Origin of the sequence: Alistipes dispar (assembly GCF_006542685.1) — a bacterium.
Classification (GTDB): Bacteria; Bacteroidota; Bacteroidia; order Bacteroidales; family Rikenellaceae; genus Alistipes; species Alistipes dispar.
In genome coordinates, this window is sequence record NZ_AP019736.1 from 797,210 (window position 1) to 821,654 (window position 24,445).

The window sequence follows — 24,445 nt, forward strand, 5'->3', positions numbered from 1 at the left end:
CGTAAAATTTAGGTAGTCATACGGAATCTCACGCCGCCGGTCCGCACGGCGGCGCCGTCAGCCGCCCCGGCGCCGGGGAACGGTCCGGCAACGGGGTCTCACTCGATCTCGATCGAATTGAGCAGATCGGCCTTGCCTTCGTTCACCAGCTTGAGGATCAACTCGCCGAAGAGCGTGTTCTGCCAGGCGAACCACGCACGGGTGAAGTTCGCGGGATCGTCCTTGTGGAACGACTCGTGCATGAAGCCCGTGCCGGCGTCGGTGGTCATCAGCGACTCGATGCAGCGCTTGATCTCGGCGTCGTCCTGCGACGTGAAGGCCTTCATCATGATACTCATGGGCCACACCATGTCGTATCCTACGTGCGGACCGCCGATGCCCTCGCCCGCCGTGCCGCGGAAGAAATAGGGGTTCGATTCGCTCCAGACGAACCGGCGGGTATTCTGATAAACCGGGTCGTTCACGTCCACGTCGCCCAGATAGGGCATCGCCAGCAGCGACGGCACGTTGGCGTCGTCCATGAGGAAACGGTTGCCGTATCCGTCCACCTCGAAGGCGTAGATCTCGCCGAATTCGGGATGGTCGTAGGTGGCGTATTTCTTCAGGGCCGCCTCCACCTCGTCGGCCAGCGACCGGCACTCGGCGGCCATCTCCGGCCTGCGGTTCACCTCCGAGAGAATCTCGGCGGCCTTGCGCAGCGACGTCACGGCGAAGAAGTTCGACGGCACGAGGAACAGGAAGGTCGTCGCATCGTCCGACGGACGGAACACCGAAGCGATCAACCCCACGGGATTCACCGGATTGCCGTTGCCGACGTTGCACACCGTGTCGAGCTGGCGGTCCGTGACGCGCAGGAAGGTATAGGGTCCCACGCCCTCCTTGCGCTGCTGCTCGCGGAACGTCCGGAGGATATTCTCCATGGCCGTGAGCCAGTGTTCGTCGAAAACCGACGTGTCGCCCGTCCGTTTCCAGTATTCATAGGCCAGGCGGATCGGATAACAGAGCGAGTCGATCTCCCACTTGCGCTCGTAAACCTCGGGGCGCATCTGCGTCCCGTCGGTCTGCCAGTGCGTGTCGGGATCGGGATCGAGCGGATCGAGGAAGGCGTTGGCATAGGGATCCAGCCCGATATACTTGAACTGGCGGCGGATGACGCCCGCGATCATGCGGCGCAGCTTCTCGTCCTTCGGAGCCAGCTGCACGTAGGGCCACACCTGCGCTCCGGAGTCGCGGAGCCACATGGCATGAATGTCGCCCGTATAGATCACCGTGTCGTCCCTGCCCTGCTCGTCCTCGCGGGTCCAGCGCACCGTCGTATCGAGCGTATTGGGGAAGCAGTTCTCGAACATCCACGCCAGCCGGGCGTTGGTGAGCACGCCCTTGACGCGGGCGATTTCGGCCTCTACGGCCTCGGAGGTGAAGAGCCGCTCGGCCTCGGCGGGCCGGTTCGTCACGGCGTATTTCGATGCGGAGGCGGGCAGACGCGTATTGTCGGCCGCCGCAACGGGCACGTCGGCGCGGTTTCCGCATCGTTCATGGGCCGCGGCGGAAACGCCCAGCGACAGCGCGGCGAGCAGAGTGGTTACGGGAAAAAGTTTCATTGTCATAAATCGCATGTTTTGGTTGATGAATCGCAGTACAAAGATCGCAAAACGGATGCAAAGAAAAAAGAATCGGCGGAAAAAGAGTGCGGCGCGGAGCGAAAAAAAAGGGCGGACCCGCGGCCCGCCCCGAACGGAATCGCTTCCGCGGAGGATCAGATGGCGCCCGCGATCAGGAAGATGGCGGCCACCGTCAGAATGGCGTACAACTCGGGGAATGCGGCGAGGATCAGCGTCTTACCCATCACGTCGTGGCCGTTGCCGATGGCTGCGATGCCGTTGGCGCAGATCTTGGCCTGGTAGTACGACGAGAAGAGGCAGACGAGGCCCGTCAGCAGGCCCGCGCCGAAGATGGCCGCACCCTGCAGCATGGTCATCGACTCGGTGAGAAAGCCCTTGATGATGAAGTAGCCCACGAAACCGTAGAGGCCCTGCGAACCCGGAATGGCCGAGAGAATCATGTAGCTACCGAATGCGCCGCCGTTCTTCTTCATGGCGCCGACCGAAGCCTGGCCGGCGATCGAAGTGCCGATACAGCTCGCCGCGCCCGAAAGGCCCACCATCAGCGCTACGCCGATGTAGCCCATAATAATTGCAGTTGTTGTTCCCATAATCGTAAATTGTTTTTAGTTATTGATTTTCCGAATCATCCATTTTGCGCAGGGGCTCGAACGAACGCATCGACATTTCGAAGCCCGCATTCTTGTAAAACTCCACGAACGTCAGACGCATCGGGTGCACGAACGACGAGATGGTGGACATGAAGAGATTGATGCCGTGGCCCACGAGCAGAATCGGGACCATGACGAGCAGCCGCACGACGATGTTCGCCCCCTCGGGCACGAAGCCGTCGGCCAGCGCATTGAAGACCGTGGCGAGGATGCCGCCCGAGAGACCGATGGCGAACAGGCGGATGTACGACAGCACGTCCGAAAGGATACCCGTCAGGTTGTTGTAGGTGTCCCACAGCCCGAGGCCGAAATTGACGAAGGGATTCCTGCCCGGCGAGTTGAAGAAGAGCATCAGCACGGCTCCCGCGCCGAGCGTCGCGTAGAAGGCCGGCGAAGAGGGCGTATAGAAGGGAATCGTCCAGGCGGGATCGAGCATCGGAAGTCCGCCGGCCACGCTCGCGCCCAGCAGCACAAGCAGCCACCCCAGCGAGGCGAGCGAATGGCGGAAGCCCGCGGTCGAGGAGATCATCACGACCTTGAGCAACATGCCGAAGAGAATCTGCACCATGCCGATGGCCAGCGCGATGGAGAAGAACCTGCCCTGAAAATCGAAGAACGGAATCCCGGGGAACCACTCCTTCATGTTGATGCCGAAGAACGATCCGCACAGCAGGCCGAACGCGACGGTCATCGCGCCGCACAGCGTGGCGAACCACGCGGCCTGCCGCATCATGCCGGGCTTCCGGTTCCGCGAAAGCATCCACACGCCCAGCAACGTCAGGATGGCGCCGTAGCCGGCGTCGTTGAGACAGATGCCGAAGAAAAGCATGTAGAAGGGAGCGAAAAAGGGCGTGAGGTCCATCGTTCCGTATTTCGGCCGGGCGTACATGTCGCCCACCAGTTCGAACACGCGGGCGAACCGGTTGTTCTTCAGCTTCACGGGCGTATCGTCCCCGGGCTCGGGATCGCCCTTGAGATAGACCACGCCGGGATAGGCTTCGAGCAGGGCATCCACCCTGTCGGAGGTCTCCTTCTCGGCCCAGCCCTCCATGACCACCAGCCGGCCTTCGGCCTCGGCGTGCGCCGTGGCCTTCACGCGCGCGCCTTGCAGCCGTTCCCGGAGCGACGCGGCGTATCCGACGAGCAGCCGCTCCGATACGGCCACGCGCGAAAATTCGGCGTCGAGGCGCGCCAGTCCGGCCCGGGCCTCCGCGATGCGGCGCTCGGCCTCGCGGATGTCCATGCCGGGCGCCTTCATCTCCTGCGCATCGAGCGGAATCTCCTCGCCCGGAGCCGCCACGACGACGAACCACACGGCAGCGTCCGACCGGCCGATCTCGGCCAGGGCATACTGCGCGGACCATCCGGCCGCATTCTTGTCGAAAAGGTTGCGCTGCGTCGAGAAATAGCGCAGCACCACCCCGTCGGCGGCCAGCGCCCCGACACGCGCCGGGTCGAAAGCCCCCCACGGGCGCAGCTCCTCGGCAGCCTTCTCCAGCCGGCCGATCTCGGCCTGCAGGGCGGCGGCTTCGCGCTGCGCCGCGGCATAACGTGCATACGCCTCCTCGCCCGAAGCGAACGGCGCGGCCTGCGCGTCGAAGCGTCCTGCGTCCGCACGGAACGTCTTCAGGAACTCGGCGGCCCGGGCGCAGCCCTCAATGTCGAGCATCAGTTGGCGATCCTCCTCCGAAGGCTCCCAGCCCGTCGTGGTGATGTCCACCAGCCCCAGTTCGCGCAGCCGCCCGATGAAATCGTCGCTCTGCGCCGCATAGAGCACAAAAGCGTATTTGGACATTTTCGCGATCATAGCATTGCGCCCTCCCCGGCGGCCTGTTGCTTGGTTTTCACGATTTTCTGGGCGGATTTCGAGAGATTCTCCTCATCCTCCATGAAGCGCTTGATCTTCCGGATGGCATCCTCGTAGCCGGGAATCTGCACCTTCTCGTAGAGATTCACCTTCTGCGTGGTCTTGCGGCGCGCGAAGTCCAGCAGCTCCATCTTCCGACTGTAAACCTCGTACTCGATGCCCAGCCGGGCCATGCGTTTGAGCAGGTCGATCCCGGCGGCGAACCACACGGGCGACGAAAAGAGATCGTAGGGCTTTTCCTCGAAAAGCACCTCCCGCAATACGGGCGTACGCACGCCCGCGATCTTCTGCGTGTCGAGCTCCACGTCGTCCACCCGCAGCAGTCCGGCGTCGAATTCGCCCCAGAGCGCGGTCATGTAGTCGTACTCGGCCCTGAGGGCGTCGAGCCGGCGGCGCAGTTCGCCCGCCGCGTCCTTCGCCCGCTTGACCTCGGTACGCAGAGCCGATTCCTTGCTCTTGATCGTCGGGAGAGCCTTCTGCCGCATCTTCAGTTGCTTGCCCAGCTCGCCCAGCGAGGTTTTGTTATACTGAAATTTGATTGCCATAGCTTTCTATTTTTCCGAATCACGCTGCCGCCGCCCGACCGCGCCCGTCACGAGCGTCCCCACGCCGGGACTGACGGCCGCCGTCAGTGCGGACGTGCCGTGCGATCGTCCGGGCAGACCGTCCTCCGTCACGAGAAACGGCCCCCGGGCCGGCACCGGAATGACTGCCGACTGCGCCAGACCACAGGCCCGGCGGTTGCGTCTTCCTCCGCCCGTTCTCCCGTCCATCGCCGTGCCGCGTTGCATCCGCTCAGACGGTCTTCGGCCAGTACTTGGCCACCAGTTCGCTCTTGATCGCCACCTCCTCCTCGGAGAAGTACTCGGCGAAGAGCCTCCACGCCGTGTCGAGCATCTCCGTGATGCCGATATTGACGTCGATGGCCAGCAGTTTCTCCGAATAGTCGCGGGCGAAGTTGAGCGTGCGCTCGTCGTAGTCCGACAGGTCGAAGCCGTTCTCGAGTTTCGTCTTGGCATTGGCCGCATCGGCGTAGAGGCGCACGCAGGCGTTCATCACCTGCGGATGGTCCTCGCGGGTCTTCTTGCCGATGACCAACTGCTTCAGACGCGACAGCGAACGGAACGGGTCCACGATGACCTTGCCCGTATCGGAGTCGTTGCGCAGGAACAACTGGCCCTCGGTGATGTAACCCGTGTTGTCGGGGATGGCGTGCGTGATGTCGCCGCCCGAGAGGGTCGTCACGGCGATGATCGTGATCGAACCGCCGTTGGGCAACTGCACGGCCTTCTCGTAGATCTTCGCCAGATCCGAATAGAGCGAACCGGGCATCGAGTCCTTCGAGGGAATCTGATCCATACGGTTCGAGACGATGGCCAGCGCATCGGCATAGAGGGTCATGTCCGTGAGCAGCACCAGCACCTTCTCGCCCTTGTCCACGGCGAAGTACTCGGCGGCCGTGAGGGCCATGTCCGGCACGAGCAGCCGCTCGACGGGCGGGTTCTCGGTCGTATTGACGAACGAGACGATGCGGTCCAGCGCACCGGCGTTCTCGAAGACCGATTTGAAGTAGAGGAAGTCGTCGTTCGTGAGGCCCATGCCGCCCAGGATGATCTTGTCGGCCTTGGCGCGCAGCGCCACGTTGGCCATCACGGCGTTGTAGGGCTGGTCGGGATCGGCGAAGAAGGGAATCTTCTGCCCCGTGACGATCGTATTGTTCAGGTCGATGCCGGCGATGCCCGTGGCGATCAGCTCCGAAGGCTGGATGCGCTTGAAGGGATTGACCGTCGGGCCTCCGATCTCGCGCTCCTCGCCCTCGACGGTCTCCCCGCCTTCGAGCGGCTCGCCGTAGGCGTTGAAGAAGCGGCCGGCCAGGTTGTCCGAGACGCGCAGCTTCGGGGGCTCGCCGTGGAAGACGACCTCGGAGTCCGTAGCCACTCCCTCGGTCCCGGCGAAGACCTGAAGCGTCACGTTCTCGCCCATAATCTTCACCACCTGCGCCAGCTTGCCGCCCACGGTGGCCAGCTCGTCGTTGCCCACGCCCGAAGCGCGGAGCGTCACGGTCGCCTTGGTGATGTTGTCAATCTTGGTGTATATCTTCTGAAATGCTCGTGTTGTCATGGCTTATTTCGTTTTTGCGTCCACATACGCTTCGATCTGCTTGCGGTAGTCCTCGAATTTCTCGGACTTCCACTCCGAATAGTTCATCTGTCGGAAGAGGTTGATCAACCCCTTGAAGAACTGCGAGCACTCCTCGAAATCGGCGAAGCCGAACGATTTCCGGCAGACGTCCAGCACCATTTCGTACATCATCTTCTGGCGTTCGATCGGACAGTTGGCGTCGATGTCGTCGAAGGCGTCCTGCTGCAGGATCACGAAGTCGATCAGCTCCGACTTCCAGAACCGCTCGTGGTACTCGACCGGTACGCCGTCGTCGCCCAGAATGTTGATCTGGTCGTTGGCCTCCTTGCCGCGCTGCACGATGGTCTTGCCCGCATAGACCCGATCGACCCACTCCTTCTCGATATGCTCGTCGAGGTAGGCGCGGATCTCGGGGTATTCGAGGTATTTCGAGTAGGACTCCAGCGGATCGATGGCCGGGTAGCGCTTCGAGTCGGCGCGTCCCTGCGAGAGGGCGTAGAAACAGCGCGCGGCTTTCTTGGTCGATTCGGTCACAGGCTCCTTGAGGTTGCCGCCCGCGGGCGACACCGTTCCGAGGAAGGTCACCGAACCGGTCCGGCCGTTGTTGAGCGTCACCAGTCCGGCGCGCGAGTAGAAGTTCGAAATGATCGCCGAAAGGTCCATCGGGAAGGCGTCCTGACCGGGCAACTCCTCCAGGCGGTTCGACATTTCGCGCAGCGCCTGCGCCCAGCGCGACGTGGAGTCGGCCATGACGAGCACCTTGAGGCCCATCGCCCGGTAGTACTCTCCGATGGTCATGCCCGTATAGACCGACGCCTCGCGCGCGGCGACGGGCATGTTCGACGTGTTGCAGATGATGATCGTGCGCTCCATGAGCTTGTGCCCCGTGCGGGGATCGACCAGCTCGGGGAACTCCTTGAAGATCTCGACCACCTCGTTGGCGCGCTCGCCGCAGGCCACCATGATGATGATGTCGGCGTCGGCCTGTTTCGAAATGGCGTGCTGGAGCACCGTCTTGCCCGCGCCGAACGGTCCGGGAATGAAGCCCGTGCCGCCCTCGGCCATCGGGTTGAAGGTGTCGATGGCGCGCACGCCCGTCTCCATGACACGCGACGGACGCGGCTTTTCGCGGTAACAGCGCACGGCCTGCTTGACGGGCCACCGCTGCACCATCGTGATGTCGTGGTCGCACCCCTCGGCATCGGTCACGACGGCCACGATGTCGGTCACCCGGTACTTGCCGGCCGCGGCGACGCTCTTCACCGTGTAGGTGTCGGTCATCGCGAAGGGGACCATGATCTTGTGCATGACCCACTGCTCCTTGACCTCGCCCAGCCACGACGCGGCCGTGACCCGGTCGCCGGCGGCGGCCAGCGGCGTGAACTCCCATTCGGCCCCGAAGTCGATGGGGTCGGTGACCGAGCCGCGGGCGATGAACAGTCCGTCCATCTTCTCCAGGTCGTTCTGCAAACCGTCGTAATTGCGCGACAGCAGGCCCGGGGCGAGCGTCGCCTCGAGCATGTGGCCCTCGAACTCGACGCGGTCGCCGATCTTCAGGCCGCGGGTGCTGTCGAAAACCTGCACATAGGCCGCATCGCCTATGACCTTGATGACCTCGGCCATCATTCTGGTATCTCCCGTGTGAACGTAGCAGATCTCGTTCTGCGCCACGGCGCCGTCGGCCTTGACGATCACGATGTTGGAAATGATACCGTTTACGCTTCCCGTTGTTTTCATCGTATCTTTCATTGTTTATTTTCAATCAGTTTCCGCCCGTCGAGCGCCTCGACGAGCCGCGCGAACATTTCGCGTCCGTGCGCCGGGTCGAGCCGCGACCAGCGGGCCACCAGATTCACCCGCACCAGGTAGGAGAGGATGGCGTCGATGTCGAAATAGTCGAACGCGGCCAGCTCCTCGGCCTCCCGCCAGCGGATACGGTCGATCTTGCGCTCCTTCTCGACGAGGTTCGCCTCCTCGTTCACGGCGGCGATCACGGCGTCGATATAGGGAAGCTCGCCCCGCAGCCCGAAATCCGACGCGGAGCTGCGCTGCAACTGTTCGGCCACGTCGCCTCCGCCCACGACCGCCTCCCCGACATTGCGGCCAGCGGCCCGTGCCGAGACGGCTGCGGCGATGTTGCGCAGCGTCCGGTCGAACTCCGACCAGGCGCGCAGGAAGTCGCCCCCGGCGCGTTCGCAGGCGGCGTAATAGGCCCCGAAGAGCGCCCGTTCGAAACGCTGCGCCGTATCCACCTGTTCGGCATCCTCGCCTTCGGGATCGGCGTAGGCGCGCACGACGCGGGCGACGGCTTCGGGCAGGCGCTTCGGGGATTTCAGCTCCGCCGCCAGCTCCTCGCGCGTCAGCAGCCCCAGGGGGTTGTGCGCCGCGCGTCCCGCACGCAGGGCGGCGAGGTTCTCGCAGTCGTAGTAGCCGTAGAGCAGACGCACCTGCTTCGCATCGCGCGCCGACACTCCGTCGAGAATCTCGGCGACGATCGCGCGGGCGTCGAAGCCCTTCGTATCGGCGTCGAGCGCATACTCCCGCAGTCCGGCCACCAGGCAGTAATAATCGCTTCCGAACATGACCCTGCTATGCCTTGAACAACATGCGGGAAACCTTCTCGCGCAGGTACTCCGAAAGGAGCGCCTCGAGGTCGGCGTCGGAGAACGAAATGTAGTAGCCGCCCTCCTTCGGACCCACCTTGAAGCCCGTCTTCACCTGCTTCGACCAGCCCACTTCGACGCCTGCCGAGAGCAGCTCCTTCGCGCAGGCGTCGAACGCCTTGTCGAGCTGCGCACGCTCCGCCTCGGGCAGCAGGGCCGTCAGCTCCACCCTGCCCGACGCGTCGCCCGTCCAGTTCTTCGCCATCGAGAGCAGCATCCCGCGGATGAACTCCGGATCGAGAGCCGTGCGTTTCACCCCTTCGGACGTAGCTTCGGCGACGATCAGCGAAGCGATCTCCGACTTGATCTTCGCAACGGCCTGCCGGCCCGCCAGCGCGACCTCCGTCAGGATGTTCTTTCCCGCATCCTCGGCCTCGGCCCGGGCGCGACTGACGATCTCCGCGGCCTCGCTCCGGGCGTCGGAGACGATCTTTTCGGCTTCCCTGCGGGCGTCGGCCACCAGCTTGTCCGCCTCGGCGCGCCCCTTCTCCAGCCCCTCGTCGTAGAGTTTCCGGGTCAGTTCCTGAAGTTTGTTTTCCATAGCGTTATTTAGTTTTGATTATCGTTTCTCAAATTTCGCACACAAATATATAAAAGATTCCCGGATAACCTCGTTTTCGGGCGATAATTTATCTGATTTTGACAATTTTGCAGAACAAAATGCACCATCGGGGACACAAAACGGCCGGCGGAGAATCCCGCCGGCCGCACAGCGTCTCCCGGGCGCAGGGCTACTCCTCCGCGGCGATCACGACCGCCGTGGGAATCCGCCGCTCGACGATCGCCGCTCCCGCAGGATCGGTCCCCTCGGTGTCGCTCGGCATGTTGAGCACCTTTCCCTCCCTTCCGACGAAGGTCGAGGAGCCGCCGCCGTCGAGATTGACCGCCTCCGTACAGCCCAGCGAAATCAGTTTGTCGGCCAGTTCGGGCAGCGTGAATCCCTTGCTGCCCCGCTTGTTGCGGCCGTCGCACACCAACACGACCAGTTTGCCGTCCGCCGTCGCGCCGATCGCCGTGCGCGGCTGGCGCGAAAGGCCCGAGACACCGCCGTGGTCCAGCACCTCGCGCCAATAGCTCTCCTCGGCGACATTCTTCCCGTCGCGGACCAGCATCGGGCCCGCACCGACAGCCTGCCGCACCTCCCAGCGGCGGCCGCCTTCGGTGAGCGAGCTGGGCGGCGCGGACATGAACGTCCCGGTGCGCTCGTCGTTGCCCAGCGGCGAAGGAAAGGCATAGGGCTGTCCGCCCTCGTCCCGCACGCAATAGGCCCACACCGCCTCGAAAGAGCCGTCGGCCGACTGCCCGAAGGCAGCCCGCACGGGATAGTAAACCGTGGGAGGCTCCGTTTTCCGGTAGAGGTCCTCCTGCGCGGCGAGCGACCGGAGCTCCCCGTCGGCGACCAGCAGGCTCACGGAGGTCGTGCCGCCGAAGAAGCCGCCGTTCACCACGACACAGGGCACGCCCTTGCCCGACGCGGCGAAATCGGCGAAGTACTCCGTCGGTCTCTTGGCCGCGGAGAACTGCGGACAAAAGCGCAGTTTGGGATTGGCTTTCAGATCGGCCACGGCATAAAAGCCGAGACACTGTCCGCCGCCGGAAAGATCGTCCGCAAAAGCCTCGACCGTCAGTCCTGCGGGATAACCGTCCGATCCGGAGGGTTCGTCGCCTCCGTCCGGCTCGTTCCCGCCCGTCCCGCCGTTCCCGGACAGGGGCGGCGGAGTCTGGTGGTCGCCGCCTTCGCACGACACGAAGACGCCACCCGTCAAAACAGCCGCCAGCAACAGGCGGCAAAGCATGTGTTTTCGTTTCATTATCGGTATTCGAATTAGACGGGGTAAATATAATAAAATAATTTTTCGAATCTTTCCGATATTGTAAATAAATTTACTTGAGTTCGCTCCGCGGAAACCGACCGCCGAATCCCGCCCCGACGGCAGCGCGGCGGCAGAACACCGCCGCATACCGCTCTCTCCGGACACGGAACCGGGCCGGGCCGGAGAAACGGGCTCCGGAAGAACGGAACCCGGGCCGGACGGAAATCGGATGAGACCAAGACCGGAGAAAGTCCGGCAGGGCGCGGACGACGATTATAACATAGGTATCGGCACGCATTCGGCGCCCCGCATGACGGAAACGCCCCCGCTTTGCATGAAAGCGGGGGCGTCCGTATCGCAGAAGATGCGGATCAGTAGAATCCGAGGGCCTTGCTGCGGGCCAGCAGGCACGCACCGATAACCCCGGCGCGCTCGCCCAGCGTCGAAAGCTTGATCTGCGTATCCTTATAGACGAGCATCAACGAATACTTATTGACCGCCGTGCGCACGGGCAGCATCAGCGACTCCCCGGCCACAGAGAGCAGGCCGCCGATGACGATCATCTCGGGATTGAACATGTTGATAAGTCCGGCGATGGCCTTGCCCAGCGTATGCCCGACCGATTCGAGAATCTCGATGGCCAGCACGTCCTCCTTCAGCACGGCGTCGAGAATATCCTTCAGGGTGATCTCCTCGCCCTTGTTGAACTTCTCGGAGAGCATCGACACGCTGCCCGAACGCAGCTTCTCCAGGAAAAGGCGGTGCAGCGCCGAACCCGAAGCCCCCGTCTCGAGGCAGCCGCGCTTGCCGCAGCGGCAGATGATCTCGTTGTCGAGCAGCGGGAAATGGCCGAACTCGCCCGAGAAGCCCGACTTGCCGTAAAAGACCTTGCCGTCGAGAATCATGCCCAGCCCCAGGCCCCACGAGGCGTTGATATAGAGCATCGTCTTCTCGCTGTGCGCATCGCCGTACATGTATTCGCCGTAGGTGGCCGCGCGCGTGTCGTTCTCGATATAGACCGTGCAGCCCAGCCGCTCGCCGAGCAGCACCGTCAGCGGCTGCTCCTCGACGAAGAAGTAACTGTAACTGTACCCCGTCTGCGAATTGACGCGGCCCGAAATATTCACGCCGACGGCCAGCACCTTGTCGTGGGGAATCTTGTGCCCGTCGATGAAGCCGCGGATGATGTCGCAGAGCCGGTCGAGCGAATGGGGGTCGTTGTCCATCAGGAAATCGACGGTCGTATCGGCGAGCAACTGCCCCTTGAAATTGACGACCGCGAGCACCACCGAGTCGGTCCGTATCTCCACGCCGACGAAATAACCCGCATAGGGATTCAGGCCGTAGATGTTGGGTCTCCGGCCTCCGGCCGTGCCCTGCTCGCCGAAATTGTGGACGAAGCCCTCCTCGATCAACTCGCCGATGAGTTTCGTCACGGTCGGCACGCTCAGATTGACGGCCCGGCTCAGATCCGTAATGCTCGAATCGCCGCTGAAAATGTACTGCCGGATAATCTGTTGTTTGAGAATCGCGTTTTTGTTGCCTTCCGTAGCCTGCTTCAGAAACGAACTGGTCATATTTCCGTTTTGTTTAATTTGCGTTTTCCATGGTAAAGTTACCAATTAAAATGCAAACAGCCAAAAGAATCCGGCGAAAACGACGGCGAAACGAACCGGACCGGACACCCGGAAAGACTTTTTCCGGCAAATACGGAGGCGGAATCCGGAAAGATTCCGCCGGTCCGGGCAGTTCCGAACCGTATAATTTTATCACGAAGCGCTTTCAGAATAAAATTTATTACAATAATTATTTGCAGAAATAATATTTGTTGCTATTTTTGTTTCCGATTTACCCGGAGCGAGGGCCGAAAAATACCTCTGTCCCGACCGGAACGCCTATTTTTTATAAAGACACCGCGCATGAACCGTAAGGATTTTCACCGGCCCCGACCGGCCGGAACCGCCGCACGCACGGAGACGCCCCTGCCTCCGGCCGGCGCTGCGGAAACGGTCGGAGGCGTTCCGTCCCCGGAACGGAATCACGGAACGGACTCATACCAATCGACACGCAACAACTAACTAAAAAATCATCGGCAGACAGAAAAGACAGAAAAAACGGAACGAAGGCAAAGACGAAAGGGGAGCACGGCTCCCGGACAAGCAAATTCAAACCTATCTATTGACTTATGAGAAATGATTTACAACTGAGATTTTCCGGCCTGCGTCGTGCGACACGGCGTGCGGCGGCATTGTTCGCGGTGCTGCTCATGGGGACCGGAATCACTGTGGCTCAGCAACTTTCCGTATCCGGCCGGGTAACCGGCGCCGAGGGGGGGGGAATTGCGGGAGCTACGGTCGTAGTCAAGGGTGACAACACCCGGGGAACTACGACGGATTCGCAGGGCGCCTACACGCTCGAAGTGAAATCCGGCAACGATATCCTCGTATTCAGTTTCATCGGTTACAAGACCGTAGAAATCCCCGTAAACAACCGGACGACCGTAAACGCCAGCCTGAGCGAAGACGCCACGGAAATGGACGAGGTGGTGGTAGTCGGTTACGGCACGCAGAAGAAACAGTTCCTCGTGGGTTCGGTCTCGTCGGTATCGAACAAGGAGCTGCTCAAGGCCCCGATGACCAACGTGTCGAACATGATGACCGGCAAACTGCCCGGTGTCACGAGTATCCAGCGTTCGGGCCAGCCCGGCAGCGACCAGGCCTCGATCCTGGTCCGCGGCTCCTCCACGTTCAACGATTCGAGCCCGCTCTGTCTGGTGGACGGTGTGGAACGCATGATCAACACGGTCAATCCGAACGACATCGCCTCCATCTCGATTCTCAAGGACGCCGCCACATCGGCGATCTACGGCGTCCGCGGCGCCAACGGCGTCATTCTCATCACGACCAAAAGCGGTTCGGAAGGCGCCACGCAGATCTCCTACGACGGTTCGGTGACCTTCTCCACGAACACCGCGCTTCCCGAATTCCTCAACGCCCAAGACTACATCGGCTGGCACAACAAAGCCCGCGAAATGGACGGGCTCGCTCCCGTGTGGACCGACGAGGTGATCGCCAAGATGAAGGCCGACGGAACCTACGGCGAAACGGACTGGGTGGACCTGCTCTTCAAGAACTACGGCTTCACCCACCAGCACAACATCTCCGCGACGGGCGGCAACGACCGGATCAAGCACTACACGAGCGTCGGACTGATGAATCAGGACGGTATCGTGCCGAACACCTCCTACAAACGGTTCAACATCCGGTCGAACATCGACGCAAAGATCGCCCGCAACCTCAGCTTCTCGATGAACGTGAGCGGATTCCGTGAGAACAAGAATGCGCCGGGATACCCGATCACCAACCAGTACGACTTCAACCCGATCATGCAGGCCTTCTACGCCCTGCCGATCATCGCCCCCACCTACAAGGGACTGCCGCAGGGCTACATGAACGGCTCCTACACCCAGCAGCCGGTGGCCGCCGTGGAGCAGAGCGGTTATATCCGCGACACCCGCTGGCAGTTCGAGGGCAACGCCAAGCTGGAGTACGACTTCGGCAGCATCGAGGCGCTCCAGGGCCTGAAGGCCGGCGTATTCGTCGCCTACGACTACTCCAATTCGACGAACCGCAACTTCAACCGGTCGTTCAACCTCATGTCCTTCTCGTCCTCCACGTTCGAATCGACCCAAGTGACGGCATCGGGAATCAACCTGCTGAGTTCGTTCAGCAAATCCGCGTCGTGGGGCGACAGTTTCACGGTCCGTCCGACGATCACCTACGAGCGCGAGTTCGGCGGCAAGCACAACGTCAGCGCCCTGTTCCTCTACGAGCAGAAGAAGGGTTACTCGGATACGATGACCGGCCGCAAGAACGGCTACTACGCCGACTATCCGGTCGATCTCTCGCTCGGTTCGACCTGGGAAGGCATCGACGTTCCGGTCAGCGGCTCCTTCAGCGATACGGGCATCGCCAGCTTCGCGGGCCGCATCAGCTATGCCTACGACCGGAAATACCTCGCCGAGTTCACCTTCCGTGCCGACGGTTCGTACAAGTTCGCGCCGCATAACCGCTGGGGCTTCTTCCCCTCGGTCGCCCTCGGATGGGTCGTGTCCGAAGAGAATTTCTTCAAAAAGGCGCTGCCCAAGGTGGACTTCCTCAAACTCCGCGCATCGTACGGCGAACTGGGTGCGGACGACACGTCGGCATGGCTCTACATGCAGAGCTACTCGACGACGGCCCCCAGCTTCAGCTATATCGTGGGCGGCACGGGGCATACGGCCTACTACACGAGCAACTACGTCTATGACAACCTCACCTGGTCGCGCACGCACAGTTTCAACGTCGGCTTCGACTTGTCGGTATGGGAAGGCAAGCTGGGCGTGGAGTTCGACTGGTTCTACAAGCTGACGGACCACATCCTCGAACAGGTGGCCGGATCGTACGCTCCGTCGCTGGGCGGCAACGTCCCCTCGTACATGAACTCGGGTAAAATGGACAACCGCGGTTTCGAGCTGGTGCTCAAGCACAACAACCACTTCTCCAGCGGCTGGCGCTACTCGCTGACCGGAAGCCTCTCGTGGGCCCGCAACAAGGTGCTCGCCAAGCATATTTCGGACGACCACCCGATGTACCGCGCCATCCTCGGTCAGCCGATCGGCTCGGTCTACGGCTTCAAGGCGACGGGGCTCTTCCAGACCGAGGAGCAGATCGCCAATGCGCCGACGGCCCCCTCGGGCGAAAAACGGCTGGGCGACCTGATGTACGCCGACATCAACGGCGACGGCAAAATCGACTCGTCGAAGGACTTCGTGAAGATCGGACGCAGCTACACCCCGGAGATGAACTTCTCGCTGAACATGGAGGTAGCCTACAAGAACCTCTACCTGACGGCCCTCTGGCAGGGCGCGGCGCTCTGCTCCTACCAGTTGAGCGCGGCCTATAACAGCGGAACGTTCGACAACACGATGTACACCCGTCCGTTCTACTCCAGCGGCAACGCCCCCTACTATCTGGTGGAAGGCGCCTGGCGCGAAGACAACCGCGACGCCGAATACCCGCGTCTGAGCACGGTGGCCAACGGCAACAACGCATGGCCCTCGTCGTGGTGGGTGAAGAACGGCGCCTACCTGCGTCTGAAGAACCTGCAGATCGGCTACACGCTGCCGCAGCACCTGCTCAACAAGACGGGCATCGAGCGCGTGAACATCTATATCGCCGGCACGAACCTGCTTACGTTCAGCGCCTTCAAATACGTGGACCCCGAGATGCCTTCGGTGAACAACGGCTACTATCCGCAGCAGCGCACCTACAGCATCGGCGTCAATCTTTCCTTCTAAACCGCAAAAGCTACGAATACCATGAAAAAAACGATATTGACAATGGGTCTGGCCGCCGCCTTATGCGGCACGTCCTGCTCCGACGTCATCGACCTGAACCCGGGCGACCGCTTCTCTCCGGCCACGGTCTGGTCCTCGACGACGACCGTGGACAGCTATGTGCTCGGACTCTATTCGATCTTCAGCTCCAGTTGCGAATTCTACGGCACGGGATCGCCCAACCTGACGGATGCCTATTCGGACATACTGAAGAGCGGTTCGTGGGACCAGTACAACCACAGCTACAACCGCTCGCTGTTCCAGGAATCGGCGTTCAACAGCACCAGCGCCGGAGCGTTCGAGTGCTGGAGCACCCACTACGAACGTATCCGCCGCGAAAACGAGTTCCTGCGCGACGCCCCGAAATACCGGGAGAAGTTCGGCGAGAAATGGATGGACACCCGCATCGCCGAGGTGCGTTTCTGCCGCGCCTACGCCTACTACCTGCTCTGCCGCGTCTATGGCGGGGTGATTCTCCGCACGGAGGTCGATGGCCCCGAGCAGAACGACAAGGCCCGCTCGACCGAAGCCGACTGCTGGGATTTCATCATCGAGGAGCTGAAGGACCTCGCTCCGCAGCTTCCGCAGGGGAACAAAACGGAGAACGGAGATAACTGGGACGACGCCAACTACGGCCGCGCCACGCAGCAGGCCGCCTACGGACTGCTGAGCCGCGTCGCCCTCTTCGCGGAGCGCTGGGACGTGGCCGCCCAGGCCGCGCGCGACGTGGAGAAGTGCGGCGGAGCGCTCGACCTGACGGGCTATGCCAACGTCTTCAACGGCGACCTGAAGAGCAACAAGGAGATCCTCTTCGGAGTGGACTTCGAACAAGATGTCATCACGCACCGCTACGACGCGTACGTACGTCCCAGCGGCGATGCCAAGGCGCTGGGAACGTCGGCGCTCTATTCGGTGTTCTTCCCCACGAGCGAACTGGCGGACAGCTACGAAATGGCCGACGGCACGCCCTTCAGTTGGGAAACCCACGGCAGCGATCCCTACACGGGCCGCGAACCGCGCTTCTACGCCACGATTCTCTACAACGGCGCCTCGTGGATGGGCCGCACGATCGAAAGCTACGTGGGCGGCGCCGACGGATTCAAGGAGTACGAGAACTCCAAATCGGCCAACACGACCGTGACGGGCTACTACCTGCGCAAATACCTCAAGGACGGAGACAAGAGCTGGATCACCGCTTATTCGGCCCAGACGTGCATCCTGATCCGCTATGCCGAAGTGCTCCTGAACAAGGCCGAAGCGCTGGCCGAACTGAGCTGGGAACAGAACAGCGTCGAGGCGTTGCAGGCGCTCAACGACGTCCGCGGACGCGTCGGTCTGCCTTCGCGCCAGACCGCCAGCAAGGAGGAGTTCATGGAATTCGTCCGCCACGAGCGCATGGTCGAGCTGGCCGGCGAGGGCTTCCGCTACTGGGATCTGCGCCGCTGGAGGCTGGCCGAGGAGGTCATCAACGGCAAGAACGTGCACGGCGTGAAGATCACCAAGACGGACAGCGGATTCAACTACGAGCACGTGGACGCCGACAACGGCAACAAGCGCATCTTCTACGACCGTTACTACCATTTCGCCATTCCCGAGTCGGAGCGTTCGAAAAACCCGCTCTGCGACAACAACCAAGGATGGGTATAACGACAACCGAACCATAACAAAACAGCAACGACTATGAAACTCCGCAGATATTTTGCCGTCCTGGCAACGGCCGCACTCACCGCCTTCGCCGCGGGATCGTGCGCCGAGCCCGAGGACGAATTTCTCCACACCGACAGCCGGCTCCTCTCCATCGAGGTCCAGCCGGCCGGCGGCGGCGCCGGAATCGCGGGCGTCATCGACGAGACCACGGGCGAAGTTTACTTCCCGATTCCCAAGAAGGAGCGCGAGAAGTACGACATCACCAGCCTCATGGTACGCGCCGAGGTGGAATACGACACCTTCATCACCCCCTCGCTGACGGGGCTGAAGGACCTTTCGGACCGCGACAACCCCTTCACGATCACCCTCACGGCCGGGGACAAGGGGACGCGCACCTACACCTTATGGGCCTTCTACACGCGCCGCTAAAACAAAACCCATCACTAACGAAAAAACTTTGAGACGAATATGAAAACCTTCAAATCATTTGCTTTCGCCGTTGCGCTGGCAGGTCTTACGCTGCCGATGGCAGGCTGTTCGGACGACGACACCGCGCCCAAGGGCGAAGACGTGGAACGCGGCGACAAGGCGTGCCGCATCGAAACCTTCACGCTGAACTTCAGCGACGGCACGACGCTTTCGGGCGACGTCTATGACTACGACAAATCGGTGGACCTCTCCTACACGACCGCCGAATTCGAGATGATGAAGTCCGCAACGGCCACGCTGACGCTTTCGGAGGGCGCGACCGTGTCGCCCGATCCCTCGCAGACGGCGGACTACACGCAGCCTCTGTCGTTCACCGTGACGGCCAAGGACGGCAAGACCGCACGCACCTACACGACCAAACCCGTGGAGAAGGTACTGGAAGGCTATACGAAGGTCGAAGCGGCAACCTCCAAGACCGCGACGGAAATGGGTATCGGAACCGCCGCGGACTACAAGTTCGTCGGCGTGAGCGGCGACAAGCTCGTCGTCGGGAAAAAGGTCTTCGACTACAAGACCTTCGCGCCCGCAGGCGACCTGAACATGACGGGATACGAAGACCAGAAGATGACCGGCATGGCCAACGACGAGGCCGGACACCTGATCGCAGCCGTCAATGCCGACGGTGCGAGCGCCGTGCCGACGACGATCATCTGCTGGAAGGACGGCTGGGACAAGGCTCCGTCGGAGTACATCAAATCGGAGACGAGCTTTATCGGCAAACAGATCTCGGCCAGCGGCAACCTGCTGGAAGGCGCGGGTATCGTTTCCGCGATGAACGGCACGGGCCCCAAAGGCGCGCATTTCGCCTGGGCCCGCCTCGACGGCGCGTCGCATCCGGAGACTCCGTTCTACGGCGTGGAAACCAACGTACCCTCGAACGACGGCAACTGGTCGCAGACGATCTCGGCCTGCTCGGGCGACCCGCTGGGAACCTGGTTCGTCTATGATCCCGAAACAGGCAACGGAGGAAATGCCTACACCTGGACTGCCTGGACGGCCCACAACAACATCAACCTGACTCCGATTCCCGGAGTTCTTCCTTCAGACAAAGGGGCACACGGCTGGGGCAATCTGACGCTGGGTTCCGTACGCGCATTCACATTCAACGGCACGGCCTACGGCGCATATATCACGACCGGATGGCCCGAAACCTACGTCGCAATCGTGGACAACAACGGCGAATACCTGCTCAACCCCAACGACGCCATCATTCCTGTCTCTCACACCGGTTCGGAGCCGATCCCGCAGATCACCTACGTATATAACGAGTCCGAAGGCGCAGGCTATGTCTTCGCGCTCGAAGCGGGCCAGTTCGTGAAGAGCTGGAAGCTGACCGTCGTTTACGAATAGCCGCCCCGCCGGACCGCGCCCGCCCGGGCGGCGGTTACGGACACCGAACATCCGCGTTTTTCCGGCCCGGGGCCGTTCCCGGGCCGGGAAGATGCGGTTCTTTTGAAATCACAGTCATCACACACGAAAATTAGTTCAGGTTTATGAAAATTCGTACATGGATCGCAGCGGCGCTGGCAGGCACGGCCCTCTGCACGGCCTGCTGCGGAGGGGCCGGAAATCCGCCCCGCGCGCCGAAGAGCGGGCTGGCCAAATACCTCTGGTTCGACGCCGAGGCCAACTTCGCGCGCTTCGCCTCGCAGGATTCGATCCGCTACTGGCTCGACCGGGCCGTCGAGACGGGCTTCAACCGCATCGTCGTGGACGTCAAACCCGTCGAGGGCGACGTACTCTACAAGAGCGACTTTATGACCGAGCTGACGGACTTCCGCGGCACGAAGACCGACCGGACATGGGACTACCTGCAATTCTTCCTCGACGAGGCGGCCCGGCGCGATCTCGAAGTCACCGTCTCCACCACGATCTTCCCCGCAGGGCTCACGGCCACGCGGCAGGGCCCGGTCTTCCGCGACGCGGCATTCGACGGCCGCACCTGCATCGAATACATGCCCGACGGCACGCTGCTCGACATCCGCGACGACAAGGCGATCAACGTGGCGTTCCTCAACCCCGCCATGCCCGAGAACCAGGAGTGGGCGCTGCGCTTCATCCGCGAGATTCTCTCCAAGTACCGCTTCGACGGCTATGCGCTCGACTACTGCCGCTACCCCGGCGCCACGGCCGACTTCTCGGAGTTCTCCCGCAGGGAGTTCGAACGCTTCCTCGGCCACGCAGTCGAGCGTTTCCCCGAGGACATATTCACCTACGACGAGGAGGGCAACCGCATTCCCGGAAAATACTACAAGCCGTGGTGGGAGTACCGCGCGAAGGTGGTCCGCGACTTCATCGCCCGCGTCCGTGCCGCGGTGGACGAACTGCAGCCCGACGTGCGGCTCGAATACTGGGCCGGTTCGTGGCTCCACGCCATCTACGCCAACGGACAGAACTGGGGCAGCCCCCGCTCGACATTCTCGGACGAATACCTCGACACGTGGGCCACGCCCGGGTACAAGGAGGCCGGCTTCGCCGACCTGCTCGACGTCTTCATCACGGGAACCTACCTCGAACGCGTCTGGGGAGCCGACGACAACGAGTCGATCGAGTACGGGCTCAACCGCTCGCTGCGCGACGTGGCGGGCGACTGCACGGTTTACGGATCGCTCTACGCGCAGAATCACCTTGACCAATTCGACGATGCGGTGTATCTTTGTCTCAAGAAGACGAAGGGCGTGATGGTCTTCGACATCGTGCAGGTGATCGAACACGACCTCTGGGACTCCATCAAGCGGGGCATCGACCGCGCCGAGGCGGAGATCGCGAACGAAGGAAAATGACACGACCGAACGAAAAACAGGCGAACGAATGACAAGACGAATACTGCCGCTGCTATGTGCAGCGCTGCTGGCAATGCCCTTTACGGCCTGCTCGGAGGAGCATCAGGCCCCGCCCTCGCTCGACCAGGGCGGCGACGACGAAAACGACAAGCCGGTCGATCCCGGCGACGGCCCCGCGAGCGGGAAGGAGAAGATGCTCTGGTTCGACGCCGAGGCCAACTTCCAGCGCTTCTCCACGAAGGAGGGCATCACCGCGATGCTCGACAAGACCGTGGAGGCGGGATTCAACAAGATCGTCGTGGATGTCAAGCCCGTCGAGGGCGACGTGCTCTACGCGAGCGACTTCATGACGCAGGCCACCACGATCGGATCGGTCACCGTCCCCGCCCGCGGCTGGGACTACCTGCAATTCTTCCTCGACGAGGCGCACAAGCGCGGTCTGAAGGTCACCGTCTCCACGACGATCTTCCCGATGGGCATGCCCTCGACGCGGCAGGGGCCCGTCTATCGCGACAGCAAATGGAACGGCAAGACCTGCCTGCAAAACAAGCCCAAGGCGGGCGGCGGCAGCCAACTGACGGACATCAAGGACGATCCGACGAAAGTGGCCGCCTTCCTCAACCCCGTGCTTCCCGAAGTGCGCGAATTCGCCCTGAGCTTCATCCGCGAGATCGTCTCCAAATACGATTTCGATGCCTATGCGCTCGACTACTGCCGCTTCCCGGACAACCAGAGCGACTTCTCGGAGGCGTCGAAACGGGCCTTCGAGGACTACGTCAAGGGCAGCGTCGCGACGTGGCCCGACGACGTGTACACCTACGACGCGAACGGCGGCATCGTCGCAGGCCCCTACTACAAGCAGTGGTGGGAGTTCCGCTCGATGGTCATCCGCGACTTCGTGGCCGCCGTGCGGCAGGAGATCAAGGCCCTCAAACCCGACGTGAAGCTCGAATACTGGGCCGCCTCGTGGTGGGGCGCGCTCTACGCCAACGGCCAGAACTGGGCCAGCACCTCGTTCATGCCGCTCCAGGACATCGAAGCCCCGAATTTCCGCGCATGGTGCTCGAACAACTACAACCGAACGGGTTTCGCCGACCAGCTCGACACATTCCTGCTGGGAACCTACCTGCCGCGCGTTTACGGCCCCGAGGACGGCGAGTCGATCGAGTTCGGCATCAACCGCGCCGAGCGGATGCTCCTCAACGCCTGCACCTACTACGGCACGATCGAGTGCTCGCAGAAGAATTTCGACGTCGAGGAGGCCTGCTACTACTGCCTCAAACGCACGGCGGGACTGATGGTCTTCGACATCGTGCACGTCATCAACAATGACATGTGGGCGGCCATCAAGCGGGGCATCGACCGCGCCGAAGCGGAGGACGCCGCCGCACAGCAATGAACTCACAGACAACTATGCGAACCATGAAAAGACTCTTTCTGATCGCCGCCGCGCTGACGGCGGCGACAACGACCTCCGCCCGGGAATACACCGTCACCTCCCCCGACGGAAAGATCGAGGTGAAGGTATCGACGCAGCCCGAGCTGCGGTGGAGCCTCTCCCGCGCAGGCGAGCGGCTCCTCGAACCGAGCCGCATCGGCCTCACGCTGGCCGGCGAGGCGCCGCTGGGCGTCGCCCCCGCGGTGCGGAGCGTCCGCACCGAAGCCATCGACACGCGTTCGACGGCCGAGGTCCCGACGAAGTTCCGCGAGTTGCACGACCGCTGCAACGAACTGCTGATCGCCTTCCGCGGCGACTGGGCCGTGCGGCTGCGCGTCTATGACAACGGCGCGGCCTACCGCTTCGAGACCGCACGCCGGGGCGAGACGGTCGTCGAGGACGAGACCGCCGAGTTCAACTTCGCCTCCGACAACGACACCTACTGGACCCGCGAGCGGAACCCGGACTTCATCTCCCACTGCGAGGCGTTCTTCGAGCGCAAGCGGCTCTCGGAGCTGGAGCGCTCGGTCTACGCCTACCTGCCCGTCTATTTCGCCACGCCGGGCGGCACGCGCATGGTCGTCACCGAGACCGACCTGGAGGACTACCCCTGCATGTTCCTCTTCGGCGGCGAGGGCCGCAGGCTCCGCGCCGAATTTCCGCCCGTGGTGCTCGAAAGCCGCCTGAAGGAGGGTTCGGACCGCAACGAGGAGTTTCTCCGCAAGGCCGACTACATCGCCGTGACGGAAGGCACGCGCACCTACCCGTGGCGCGTGGTGACCGTCGATGAGGACGACCGCGCGCTGCTGGAGAACTACCTCCCCTACCAACTGGCCTCGAAGGCCGTCGAGGGCGACGCCTCGTGGGTGCGCCCCGGCAAGATCTCGTGGGACTGGTGGAACGGGCTGAACGTCTACGGCGTGGATTTCGAGGCCGGCGTGAACACGGCCACCTACAAGTACTTCATCGACTTCGCCGCCCGCTACGGACTGGAGTACATCCTGCTCGACGAGGGGTGGTCGGTGAGCACGCTCAACATCCGCGAGCCGCGCAAGGAGGTCGATCTGAAGGAGATCGTCCGCTACGGCAACGAAAAGGGCGTGGGCGTGATCCTCTGGACGCTCTGGAACCCGATGAAGAAGGACCTCACGGGCATTCTCGACACCTACCGCGACTGGGGCGTGAAGGGCATCAAGATCGACTTCATGCAGCGCTCCGACCAGGAAATGGTCAATTTCTACGAACAGATCGCCCGCGCGGCCTACGACCGCGGCCTGCTGGTCGATTTCCACGGCTCGTTCAAGCCCGCCGGACTGCAACGCAAATACCCCAACGTGCTGTCGTTCGAAGGCGTCTATGGCATGGAGAACGACAAGTGCTCGAAGGACATCACCCCGGCGCACGACTGCGTGCTGCCCTTCACGCGCATGGTGGCCGGACCGATGGACTACACGCCCGGCGCCACGGTGAACGCCACGGCCGCCGACTTCTCGGTCAGCTGGAGCCATCCGATGAGCCAGGGAACGCGCGCGCACCAGGCGGCGCTGTACGTCATCTACGAAAGCCCGCTCCAGATGCTCTGCGACTCGCCGTCGCACTACCTCCGCACGCCCGAGTTCACGGGCTTCATCGCCGCCGTGCCCACCGTCTGGGACCAGACCGCGGCGCTGCACGCCTCGGCCGGCGAATACGCCGCCGTGGCACGCCGCAACGGCGACCGGTGGTACATCGGCGCCATCACCGACTGGACGGGCCGCGACATGGAGATCGACCTCTCGTTCCTGGGCGAAGGCCGCTACCGCATGCAGTACTTCGCCGACGGCGTGAACGCCGACAGCTATGCGCAGGATTTCCGCACCGGGGAGCGCGAAGTGACCCGGGAGGACAAGCTGAACGTCCGGCTGGCCTCCGGAGGCGGCTGGGCAGCCATTCTGACCCCCGTAAAATGACGCC

The 24,445-nt window shown here is 62.4% G+C and carries 17 protein-coding genes; 7 read left to right on the top strand and 10 right to left on the bottom strand.

Features of this window, described 5'->3' with window-relative positions:
- Positions 1-98: 98 nt before the first annotated feature.
- From FME97_RS03610 to FME97_RS03655, 10 genes are all read right to left on the bottom strand, one after another.
- Positions 99-1,607, bottom strand: coding sequence for a glycoside hydrolase family 125 protein (locus FME97_RS03610; protein WP_394344257.1), 1,509 nt, complete (start codon positions 1,605-1,607; stop codon positions 99-101).
- 149 nt (positions 1,608-1,756) lie between these two features.
- Positions 1,757-2,188: an ATPase gene (locus tag FME97_RS03615; RefSeq protein WP_198418195.1), complete on the bottom strand. Its 432-nt coding sequence runs from the start codon at positions 2,186-2,188 to the stop codon at positions 1,757-1,759.
- 43 nt (positions 2,189-2,231) lie between these two features.
- Entirely contained in the window at positions 2,232-4,079 is a 1,848-nt protein-coding gene (locus FME97_RS03620) for a V-type ATP synthase subunit I (protein ID WP_232522925.1), read from the bottom strand.
- On the bottom strand, positions 4,076-4,684 hold the full coding sequence (locus tag FME97_RS03625; RefSeq protein ID WP_141427918.1) for a V-type ATP synthase subunit D: 609 nt from the start codon (positions 4,682-4,684) through the stop codon (positions 4,076-4,078). The genes FME97_RS03620 and FME97_RS03625 overlap by 4 nt, the downstream gene beginning before the upstream one ends.
- A gap of 250 nt (positions 4,685-4,934) precedes the next feature.
- The gene (locus FME97_RS03630) at positions 4,935-6,260 is read right to left on the bottom strand and encodes a V-type ATP synthase subunit B (protein ID WP_141427919.1); all 1,326 of its coding nucleotides are present in this window, start codon (positions 6,258-6,260) and stop codon (positions 4,935-4,937) included.
- A gap of 3 nt (positions 6,261-6,263) precedes the next feature.
- Positions 6,264-8,018, bottom strand: coding sequence for a V-type ATP synthase subunit A (locus tag FME97_RS03635; protein WP_141427920.1), 1,755 nt, complete (start codon positions 8,016-8,018; stop codon positions 6,264-6,266).
- 8 nt (positions 8,019-8,026) lie between these two features.
- Positions 8,027-8,863, bottom strand: a complete 837-nt coding sequence (locus tag FME97_RS03640; RefSeq protein WP_141427921.1) for a DUF2764 family protein — start codon at positions 8,861-8,863, stop codon at positions 8,027-8,029.
- 7 nt (positions 8,864-8,870) lie between these two features.
- Entirely contained in the window at positions 8,871-9,485 is a 615-nt protein-coding gene (locus FME97_RS03645; RefSeq protein WP_141427922.1) for a hypothetical protein, read from the bottom strand.
- Positions 9,486-9,675: 190 nt separating this feature from the next.
- Positions 9,676-10,755 carry a phosphodiester glycosidase family protein gene (locus FME97_RS03650; protein WP_141427923.1) on the bottom strand — a complete coding sequence of 360 codons (1,080 nt, stop codon included), beginning with the start codon at positions 10,753-10,755 and terminating at the stop codon, positions 9,676-9,678.
- A 374-nt stretch (positions 10,756-11,129) separates the two neighbouring features.
- Positions 11,130-12,335, bottom strand: coding sequence for an ROK family transcriptional regulator (locus FME97_RS03655; RefSeq protein ID WP_141427924.1), 1,206 nt, complete (start codon positions 12,333-12,335; stop codon positions 11,130-11,132).
- Between the two features lie 608 nt (positions 12,336-12,943).
- Between FME97_RS03655 and FME97_RS03660 the strand changes: the two genes are divergently transcribed.
- The 7 genes from FME97_RS03660 (at position 12,944) to FME97_RS03690 (ending at position 24,441) form a co-directional block, all read left to right on the top strand.
- On the top strand, positions 12,944-16,096 hold the full coding sequence (locus tag FME97_RS03660) for a SusC/RagA family TonB-linked outer membrane protein (RefSeq protein ID WP_232522926.1): 3,153 nt from the start codon (positions 12,944-12,946) through the stop codon (positions 16,094-16,096).
- Between the two features lie 21 nt (positions 16,097-16,117).
- On the top strand, positions 16,118-17,782 hold the full coding sequence (locus tag FME97_RS03665) for a RagB/SusD family nutrient uptake outer membrane protein (protein WP_141427925.1): 1,665 nt from the start codon (positions 16,118-16,120) through the stop codon (positions 17,780-17,782).
- 33 nt (positions 17,783-17,815) lie between these two features.
- Positions 17,816-18,211 (top strand): hypothetical protein, encoded by a 396-nt coding sequence (locus FME97_RS03670; protein ID WP_141427926.1) that lies wholly within the window; start codon positions 17,816-17,818, stop codon positions 18,209-18,211.
- Between the two features lie 39 nt (positions 18,212-18,250).
- Positions 18,251-19,621, top strand: coding sequence for a DUF5018 domain-containing protein (locus FME97_RS03675; protein WP_141427927.1), 1,371 nt, complete (start codon positions 18,251-18,253; stop codon positions 19,619-19,621).
- A 143-nt stretch (positions 19,622-19,764) separates the two neighbouring features.
- Entirely contained in the window at positions 19,765-21,054 is a 1,290-nt protein-coding gene (locus FME97_RS03680; RefSeq protein WP_141427928.1) for an alpha amylase family protein, read from the top strand.
- Positions 21,055-21,082: 28 nt separating this feature from the next.
- The gene (locus tag FME97_RS03685) at positions 21,083-22,453 is read left to right on the top strand and encodes a family 10 glycosylhydrolase (RefSeq protein ID WP_179954823.1); all 1,371 of its coding nucleotides are present in this window, start codon (positions 21,083-21,085) and stop codon (positions 22,451-22,453) included.
- A 23-nt stretch (positions 22,454-22,476) separates the two neighbouring features.
- The gene (locus tag FME97_RS03690) at positions 22,477-24,441 is read left to right on the top strand and encodes a glycoside hydrolase family 97 protein (protein ID WP_141427929.1); all 1,965 of its coding nucleotides are present in this window, start codon (positions 22,477-22,479) and stop codon (positions 24,439-24,441) included.
- Positions 24,442-24,445 lie beyond the last annotated feature (4 nt).

Bases quoted from the DNA above. Each gene is read 5' to 3' on its own strand.
- FME97_RS03610 (WP_394344257.1), bottom strand. From the start codon at position 1,607: ATGACAATGAAACTTTTTCCCGTAACCACTCTGCTCGCCGCGCTGTCG.
- FME97_RS03615 (WP_198418195.1), bottom strand. From the start codon at position 2,188: ATGGGCTACATCGGCGTAGCGCTGATGGTGGGCCTTTCGGGCGCGGCG.
- FME97_RS03620 (WP_232522925.1), bottom strand. From the start codon at position 4,079: ATGATCGCGAAAATGTCCAAATACGCTTTTGTGCTCTATGCGGCGCAG.
- FME97_RS03625 (WP_141427918.1), bottom strand. From the start codon at position 4,684: ATGGCAATCAAATTTCAGTATAACAAAACCTCGCTGGGCGAGCTGGGC.
- FME97_RS03630 (WP_141427919.1), bottom strand. From the start codon at position 6,260: ATGACAACACGAGCATTTCAGAAGATATACACCAAGATTGACAACATC.
- FME97_RS03635 (WP_141427920.1), bottom strand. From the start codon at position 8,018: ATGAAAACAACGGGAAGCGTAAACGGTATCATTTCCAACATCGTGATC.
- FME97_RS03640 (WP_141427921.1), bottom strand. From the start codon at position 8,863: ATGTTCGGAAGCGATTATTACTGCCTGGTGGCCGGACTGCGGGAGTAT.
- FME97_RS03645 (WP_141427922.1), bottom strand. From the start codon at position 9,485: ATGGAAAACAAACTTCAGGAACTGACCCGGAAACTCTACGACGAGGGG.
- FME97_RS03650 (WP_141427923.1), bottom strand. From the start codon at position 10,755: ATGAAACGAAAACACATGCTTTGCCGCCTGTTGCTGGCGGCTGTTTTG.
- FME97_RS03655 (WP_141427924.1), bottom strand. From the start codon at position 12,335: ATGACCAGTTCGTTTCTGAAGCAGGCTACGGAAGGCAACAAAAACGCG.
- FME97_RS03660 (WP_232522926.1), top strand. From the start codon at position 12,944: ATGAGAAATGATTTACAACTGAGATTTTCCGGCCTGCGTCGTGCGACA.
- FME97_RS03665 (WP_141427925.1), top strand. From the start codon at position 16,118: ATGAAAAAAACGATATTGACAATGGGTCTGGCCGCCGCCTTATGCGGC.
- FME97_RS03670 (WP_141427926.1), top strand. From the start codon at position 17,816: ATGAAACTCCGCAGATATTTTGCCGTCCTGGCAACGGCCGCACTCACC.
- FME97_RS03675 (WP_141427927.1), top strand. From the start codon at position 18,251: ATGAAAACCTTCAAATCATTTGCTTTCGCCGTTGCGCTGGCAGGTCTT.
- FME97_RS03680 (WP_141427928.1), top strand. From the start codon at position 19,765: ATGAAAATTCGTACATGGATCGCAGCGGCGCTGGCAGGCACGGCCCTC.
- FME97_RS03685 (WP_179954823.1), top strand. From the start codon at position 21,083: ATGACAAGACGAATACTGCCGCTGCTATGTGCAGCGCTGCTGGCAATG.
- FME97_RS03690 (WP_141427929.1), top strand. From the start codon at position 22,477: ATGAAAAGACTCTTTCTGATCGCCGCCGCGCTGACGGCGGCGACAACG.